Raw genomic sequence first — 7,933 nt, forward strand, 5'->3', positions numbered from 1 at the left:
ACGGGGCGTCGCCGGTCTGGCGGGAGCTCCTGGATGCCGAGGCCATCGAACTCCTGGGTGGACCGCTGGCCCACCCGTTCCAGCCGCTGCTCGACGAACGGTTGCGCGAATTCCAGCTGACCGAGGGTCTGGCCGATGCCCGGTTGCGGTGGGGGCACACGCCGTCGGGCATCTGGGCGCCGGAATGCGGATTCACCCCGGGCATGGAAGCGGGCTACGCCGCCGCCGGTGTGACGCATTTCATGGTCGACGGGCCCGCCCTGCGCGGCGACACCACCCTCGGCCGGCCGGTCCGGGATTCTCCGGTACTGGCATTCGGCCGCGATCTCACGGTCAGCTACCGGGTCTGGTCGCCGAAATCCGGCTACCCGGGCAACGGTGCATACCGTGATTTCCATCACTACGATCACGCCACCGGTCTCAAACCCGCCCGCGTCACCGGGAAAACGGTGGCCGGCCCGGACAAGGCTCCCTACGATCCGGAACTCGCCGCCGGGCAGATCACCCGGGATGTGGACGATTTCGTGGCGACCGTGCGCGAACGACTGATCTCCGAATCCGAGCGGATCGGGCGTCCCGCGCTGGTCGTGGCCGCTTTCGATACCGAGCTCTACGGGCACTGGTGGCACGAGGGCCCGCAGTGGCTGGCCCGGGTGCTGCGGGCGCTGCCGGAGGCCGGGATCAGCGTCGGCACGCTGGCCGACGCCCGGGACCGCGGCTATGTGGGCGAGCCGGTTCCGCTCACCGATTCGTCCTGGGGTTCGGGTAAGGACTGGCGGGTCTGGGCCGGTGATCAGGTCCGTGACCTGGTGGATCTCAACGACGAGGTGGTGCGGCTGGCGCTCGATACCGCCGCGAAGATGCGCGCGAACGCGCCGGCCGGCCGCGACCCCGTCGCCGATCAGCTGGTCCGCGAGGCGATTCTGACGGTGTCGAGCGACTGGGCGTTCATGGTCAGCAAGGACTCCGCCGCCGGATACGCGCGTGATCGGGCTCATCAGCACGCCCACGCGGTCCGCGAGATCGCCGGTGCGGTGGAGTCCGGACAGTTGTCCCGCGCCCGGCAGCTGGCGGCGGGATGGGCGGCGGCCGACGGGGTGTTCCCGGGCCTGGACGCGCGTAGGCTACGCGTCACCCCTGCAGAAGGACCGCGATGAAGATCTTGATGGTGTCGTGGGAGTACCCACCGGTCGTCGTCGGAGGGCTCGGCAGACACGTCCATCACCTGGCCACCGCGCTCGCCGCGGCCGGGCACGAAGTAGTGGTGCTGTCCCGGCGCCCCACCGGCACGAGCCCGGCGACCCATCCCACCCATTCGTTCGTCGCCGAGGGTGTCCTGGTGGTGGCGGTCGCCGAGGATCCGCCGATCTTCGATTTCGGCGAGGATATGCTCGCCTGGACCCTGGCCATGGGCCATGCCATGGTGCGCGCCGGCACCGCCCTGGACAAACCCGGTATCGGTGAGGGCTGGACCCCCGATGTGGTGCACGCCCACGACTGGCTGGTGGCGCATCCGGCGATCGCGCTGGCCGAGTACTACGACGTCCCGCTCGTCTCGACCATTCACGCCACCGAGGCGGGCCGGCACAGCGGCTGGGTCGCGGGCCGGGTCAACCGGCAAGTGCATTCGGTGGAATGGTGGCTCACCAACGAGTCGGACGCGCTCATCACCTGCTCCACCTCCATGCAGGACGAGGTGGAACGGCTCTATCACCCCGACCGGGTACCGCTGCATGTCATCCGCAACGGAATCGATGTGGGGGCGTGGACGTTCCGCACCCGCACCCCACGCACCGGCCCGCCCCGGCTGCTGTTCGTCGGCCGGCTCGAATACGAGAAGGGCGTCCAGGACGCCATCGCCGCCCTGCCCCGGATCCGCCGGGCGCATCCGGGCACCACGCTGACCGTGGCCGGGGTCGGTACCCAATTCGAATGGCTGCGGGAACGCAGTCGGGCGCACCGGGTGGCGCGGGCGGTTCATTTCGCGGGCCGCCTCGACCACACCGAACTGCTGGGCTGGTTGCACGGCGCCGACGCCGTCGTGCTGCCGAGCCGCTACGAGCCGTTCGGCATCGTCGCCCTGGAGGCCGCGGCGGCCGGGACCCCGCTGGTCACCTCGACCGCGGGAGGTCTGGGCGAAGCCGTGATCGACGGTGTCACCGGCGCCTCGTTCGAACCGGGCGATGTCTCCGGACTGGCGGAGGCGGTGGTGTCGGTGCTGGACGATCCGGTCACCGCTCAGGACCGCGCGTTCGCCGCCCGGGAACGGCTCACCGCCGATTTCGCCTGGGACGTGGTCGCCGCGGAAACCGCCGGGGTGTACGCGGAGGCCAAACGCCGCATCCGCCACCCGCTCGGCCGCCCGGTGATCGTGGAACGCCCGCTGCCGGAGCGCGACCCCAAGTAACCGGTCCGGCCCCGGTACCGGGGCCCGTCGCGGTCAGTCGTTCTCGTAGAGGGTGAAGACCTCGCCGATCCGGGTGGCCACCACGACCTCCCCCTCGGCACCCACCGCGGTACCCGTGGTGGTGCCCTTCGCGCCGGGCAGCACATCGGAGTCGAGGGTGGCGCCGGTGGCGGTATCGAAGGTGATCAGGTTGAGCCCGGTGCCGATGGCCGCGGTGACGTAACCGGTCCCGCCCGCGGTCTGCACGGGGCTGCCGCGAAGTTCGAGATCCTTACGCTCCCAGACCCTTTCGTAGCTGGACCCGGTATCGCGCAGGGCCAGCAGATAGCCGTCGTCACCGGCCGGGATCACCAGCCCGTCGTCGGAGACCGAGATACCGCGGCGCGGTTCCCAGTCCAGATGCGCCTCCCATTTCGGGGTGCCGTCGGCGGTGTTCACGGCGAGCAGGCGTTTGCTGTTGTCGCCGATGTAGAGCGTGGAGCCGTCGGCCGACAGCGCGGGATCGGTGGCGCTACCACCGGTGAGCAGGTCCGAACTCCATTCCTGCACGACCTTGCCGTCGGCGTAGCGCAGGGCCACCAGGGCGGCGGCGGGGGCTCCGGGTTTGCGGACCGTCGCGTAGATCCGCCCCGCGTCGAGATCCATCGCCGCCACGGTCGCGACCGGGCAGCCGGGCCCGCCGGTACGGCAATCCTCGAGGCCGGCACCGGGGGGCGGCCAATCCAGCCCGGGGTCCTGCAGGAAATCGGGGCGGGGCAGCAGCTGCTGAGTGGGCACCATCCGCTTACCGGTCTGCCGTTCCAGCACATCGACCTGGCCGGCCTGGGTGATCACCAGCAGGTGGCCGTCCCCGGTGAACTGCATCCCGGTCGGCACCCCGGCCACCGGGGTGCGCCAGCGCGGCTGGCCGAGCTGATTCGCCGATTCCACGGCACTGTCCAGGCCGACGTACACATTGCTGGCGCCGTCGAGGATCGTCGGTGAGTAGATGGCATGGGGGCCGAGCGGATTGCAGAAGCGCTTGCGGCCGGTGCGCATCTGGTACGAGAAGATCTCACAATCGGCGTCGGTGCCGGTGGTGAGGAAGATTTGCCCCTCCGAGCCCACCGTCACCGGCTGCACGATCGGCCCCCCGACCGGGCGCGACCACTGCAGGCTCAGTGCCCGCGACCCCTCCACCGGGGTGTTCGCGCTGTTACGCGCCTCGTGGCCGGGCGCGGGCCAGCCCAGCCCGCGGCCCACGGTGATGTCGTCGACGTCCGTGCCGCACGCGGTCAGCACTCCCACCGCGGCGCACGCCGCCGCCAGCCAGGACACGGTCCGCACGCCGTTGCCGATACGCACCTGCTGGTCTCCTCGTCGTCGATCTCCCCGGGCCACACGCGTGTGTGAGATTAACGGAAGGGTATAGGCCTGCGCGGCGGAGCACGAAAGTAGGCTGTCTGCGGTACCGGCCCGGCGAACAGGAGAGACGTACGTGACGAGCATGTGGGGCGCACCGTTGCGTTCACGCTGGCAGGGCTCCCGCCGGCGCGATCCGCGTCAGGCCCGTTTCCTGACCCTCGACTCGCTGCGCTGGGTGCTGGCCAATCGCGCCTACACCCCGTGGTACCTGGTGCGTTACTACCGGCTGGCGAAATTCCGGCTCGCCAACCCGCATGTGATCCTGCGCGGGATGGTGTTCCTCGGCCGCCGGGTGGAGATCCACGCGACCCCCGGCCTGGGCCGGCTCGAGATCGGGCGCTGGGTCCATATCGGCGACGGTAACGCCGTGCGCTGTCACGAGGGGTCGCTGCGGATCGGCGACAAGGTGGTCTTCGGCAAGGACAATGTCGTCAACACCTACCTCGATATCGAGATCGGCGAATCGACGCTGGTGGCCGACTGGTGCTACATCACCGACTTCGACCACCGGATGGACGACATCACCCTGCCGATCAAGGACCAGGGCATCGTGAAGAGCCCGGTGCGGATCGGCCCCGATACCTGGATCGCCGCCAAGGTCACCGTGCTGCGCGAAACCAAGGTGGGCCGGGGTTGTGTGCTCGGCGCGCACGCGGTGGTGAAGGGCGATATCCCCGATTACAGCATCGCGGTCGGCGCACCGGCCCGGGTGGTGAAGAACCGCAAATCGACCTGGGAGGCCGGGGCCGCCGAACGGGCAGCCCACGAGGCGGCGCTGGCCGATATCGAACGCAAGAAGAACGGCGTCGTGCAGGACGCGTGAGCCGTCACCGGCACGCTACGTCGCCGATTCCATCTTCTTCACCACCCGCTGCACGGTGAGCCAGGTGCGGGTGGTGATGTCCTTGCCGTAGCTGCGCTCCAGCCAGGCCATGAAATTCGGGGTTTTCGGCGACGAGTTGTCGATGATCGCGAGGAAGGCCCGGGCCTGCCTGTCGTATCCGACGACGGTGGTCAGCGGGTCCGGCTCGGCCGGCGGTCGGACCTTCGCGTGCGCCGCGTCCTTGAAGAAGGTGGCGACCAGATAGGTCTCCCGGCAGTGGGAGTATCCGGCGAACGGGTCGCGGTCGAGCAGCGCGCGCAGTTCGGCGTGGTCGCGGATGATGGTGCCGCCCGGGATACCGAGTTCGGCGTTCAGCGCCTCCTGGATACGGTCCTCGAGGTCGGCGGCCGGGGTGCTCTCGGCGGTGAAGACGATATTGCCGCTGGACAATACGGAGCTCACCGATTCGAACCCCAGACCGGTGAACACGCCCCGCAACTTCTCATTGCTCATATTCGGATTGCTGGGCGCAATTCCCCGCAGCAGCGCGGCGTACCTGGTCATATCCGAACGGTAGCCGACCGGGCCGACAACCCGGCGTCACGACTTCCCGCCGCCGCCGATCAGCATGCTTCCCACCGCCGCATGCGACGGGTTCCCGGTTCCGGCCGATCCGGATTCCACTCACCGGATCACGGCCGCACGATTTCCCGTCGTGGCCCGACACTGTCGGCGTTATTGCCTAATATGGCCCTACCGATCGATATCTTCGTCCCGGCTCGGCCGGCATAGGCCGGGCGTGCCGATGTGAACGTTCTGCGCGCCGGGCTCGATATACCGGTATCGAGACCGCACCGGGAGGGGATGTGCCTGCAGAGGGCCCGAAACTGCATGGGCTGGAACCGATCACCGGGCCGTTGATCGAACAGCTGGTCCAACGACCGCAGCGCCGGAGCCGAGCGCTGCCGGTCGTCGTCGCCGTGGGTCCGCACGGCAGCGGGAAAACCGTTCTGCTGCAGGCACTCGCCCAGCGCTGCGGCCGGCTTCCGCACGCCTATATCGATCTGGCGCCGGTCGACCGCGCGCCGCGCGAGGTCTTCGGCGAACTCGCGTTCGAACTGGGCAGGCATCGTAAGCAGTTCGGCCGCATCGCCTTTCCGCAGCTGTGGCTGTGCCTGGTCGCCGTGGGCAGCACCCTGCACATGCAGGAGGACAATCGCCGCGCGGCCCTGCGGAATCTGCGCGATGTGGTGTCGAGCAGCACGCCGATGGAGGCGCGCAGCAAAGGGGTCACCGATATCCTCGAGGCCGCCGGACAGGTACCCGAGGGTCTGGCCCCGTGGGTGGGCATGGCCGTCGAATCACTGCTGCAGAGCCTGAACCGGCTGAACATCAGGCACCGGATCACCCACGGCCCGCGGCTGGTCGGCGATGAGACCCGGCGCGAGGACATGCTCATCGACCTCGCCAAATGGTCACACGGGGACGAGGAGTCACGCGCGGAGGCCGATGCCGTGTTCGGCATGGCCTTCCTGCACGATCTGCGCCAGGCCTACGCCGGGGTCCGGGGGCGCAGCCGGACATTGAATTCGGTCCTGCTGCTGGACAACGCGCATACGCCGTCGGGCCGGCTGTTCCTGCAGACCCTGCGCGAGGCGCGGCGGCGCACCGGCCCCGAACCCGATCCGCTGGCGGTGGTGGCGGCCAGCGCGCAATGGCTGCCGGCGTGGAGCGAATGCTGGCATCGCCCGGGTATGCACCGCTTCAGCGAGGAGACCGAACGGCGCGAACCCGAACATCGCACCGGCGGCATCGACTGGCCCACACCGCGCGACCCGGCCGATATCCACACCGACTTCCCCGATCCGGAGAACCCGGCGACCACCTGGTTCCCCTGGTATCTGCTGGATTTGAGCCGGCTGAGCGTGCAGACCACCGGTGACCTCGCGGCGGATCGGCGGATGCGCTCGGTACCCCGGGTGGCCGAGTTCGTGCGCGCGCTCACCGGCGGTAACGCCGCCGGTACCGCCGATGTCATCGCCGCGCTGGGCCAGGGCGACGAGAACGAGCCGCTGGCGGCCGCGCGCACCGTGCTCACCACGGCCGTGGGCACCCAGCACGATCCTCTGGAAGAACCGGCCGACGCTCCGGGGACCGTGCTCGACCGCGCCAGGGAGCGGCTACTCGCCGATTTCCCGGACGCCGAGAGTCTGCGCGATCTGGTCACCGCCGCGGCCGGCCGCACCGTGGACGTGCTCTACCAGCCGGAAGTCCTCGATTCCGCGCTCCCCGACGGGGAGGCGCTGCTGCAGGAACTGCGCAACCGCCTGTGGATCCGCGCCACCGACGGGCCGGATCCGGAGATGCTGCTCGACACCTGGCTGCGCCGGATCCTGCTGTCCGAACTCGCCGAGCGGGAACCCGACGATCCCCGTGACTGGTACAACACTCATATCCTGTGCCGCGAGGTCTACCGGCACCGGGCCCGTGACGGCGATCCCGCGGCGACGGCCGAGGCCATCTACCACGATCTCGCGCTCGGCAACCTCGCCGATGCCGTGGAGTACCTGAACCGGCCGTTCCTGCCCGGGCATCCCGAGTTCGGCCGCGGCACGGCCACCGAATGGCTTTCCGACCTCGATCTCATCACTTCCGCACCGCGCCGGCCCGATGCCACCGCGACCCCCTTCACCCAGGTGGAGGTGATCGTCCGGGAGAACGGGATGGCTCCCGAGGACGATCTCGCCTGGCTCATCGCCGCGCTGTGGATCGCCAACGATCCGCTCGGCGATCCGCAGCGGACCCTGAACCGCACCATCGAGAACGAATTCCGGCAGCTGGCGCGGGGCCTCGGCCGCGGGGCGCTGCTGCTGTACGAACGGGCGGAGAGATATCGGTGAGTATCCAGATCGAACCCCCGGCCCCCGGGTATCGGAAGTGGCTGTGGATCGCGGGCGCCTGTGTGGTGGGCCTGGTGGTCGTGCTGGCCGCGGCGAAGGTCGTGCCGGCGATGATCGAATCGGCCCGCAGTTGCGGCGAGGGCGTGGTGCGCAGCGGCCCGCACGACGAATGCGCCGGGGTCACCGACGGCAGTGTGGTCTTCGCGCCCGAACTGGCCGATATCGAGCGGCGCATCCTCGAGGAGAACCGTGCCGTGCAGGATTCCGGGGAGCCCTATGTGAGCGTGGTGCAGTTGTCGCCGATGACCCCCGGGGTGAGCGACGAGGGCATCGTGACCATGTCGGGTATCCGGCACCGGCTCGAGGGCGCGCATCTGGCGCAGCTGGCGGCGAACCGGA

General features: G+C 69.6%; 7 protein-coding genes. 5 read left to right on the forward strand and 2 right to left on the reverse strand.

Annotated elements, in window-relative coordinates; genetic code table 11:
• The coding region (locus ACWDU1_RS25955; protein ID WP_450002348.1) for a 1,4-alpha-glucan branching protein domain-containing protein at positions 1–1,157 on the forward strand (1,157 nt) is incomplete at its 5' end.
• Positions 1,154–2,407, forward strand: coding sequence for a glycosyltransferase family 4 protein (locus ACWDU1_RS25960; RefSeq protein WP_450002350.1), 1,254 nt, complete (start codon positions 1,154–1,156; stop codon positions 2,405–2,407). The genes ACWDU1_RS25955 and ACWDU1_RS25960, both read left to right, overlap by 4 nt.
• A gap of 33 nt (positions 2,408–2,440) precedes the next feature.
• Here ACWDU1_RS25960 and ACWDU1_RS25965 read toward each other — a convergent pair whose 3' ends face one another.
• Positions 2,441–3,751, reverse strand: coding sequence for an outer membrane protein assembly factor BamB family protein (locus ACWDU1_RS25965; protein ID WP_450002352.1), 1,311 nt, complete (start codon positions 3,749–3,751; stop codon positions 2,441–2,443).
• Between the two features lie 133 nt (positions 3,752–3,884).
• On the opposite strand from ACWDU1_RS25965, the gene ACWDU1_RS25970 reads away from it, so the two are divergent.
• Positions 3,885–4,634, forward strand: coding sequence for an acyltransferase (locus ACWDU1_RS25970; RefSeq protein ID WP_450002353.1), 750 nt, complete (start codon positions 3,885–3,887; stop codon positions 4,632–4,634).
• Between the two features lie 15 nt (positions 4,635–4,649).
• Here ACWDU1_RS25970 and ACWDU1_RS25975 read toward each other — a convergent pair whose 3' ends face one another.
• On the reverse strand, positions 4,650–5,198 hold the full coding sequence (locus ACWDU1_RS25975) for a DUF1697 domain-containing protein (protein WP_450002355.1): 549 nt from the start codon (positions 5,196–5,198) through the stop codon (positions 4,650–4,652).
• A 302-nt stretch (positions 5,199–5,500) separates the two neighbouring features.
• Between ACWDU1_RS25975 and ACWDU1_RS25980 the strand changes: the two genes are divergently transcribed.
• Together ACWDU1_RS25980 and ACWDU1_RS25985 are read left to right on the forward strand one after the other, a co-directional pair.
• Positions 5,501–7,534, forward strand: coding sequence for a hypothetical protein (locus ACWDU1_RS25980; RefSeq protein ID WP_450002357.1), 2,034 nt, complete (start codon positions 5,501–5,503; stop codon positions 7,532–7,534).
• Positions 7,531–7,933 (forward strand): hypothetical protein (locus tag ACWDU1_RS25985; protein WP_450002358.1); only part of this gene is annotated, 403 nt, incomplete at its 3' end. The genes ACWDU1_RS25980 and ACWDU1_RS25985, both read left to right, overlap by 4 nt.

Source organism: Nocardia sp. NPDC003345 (assembly GCF_053589395.1).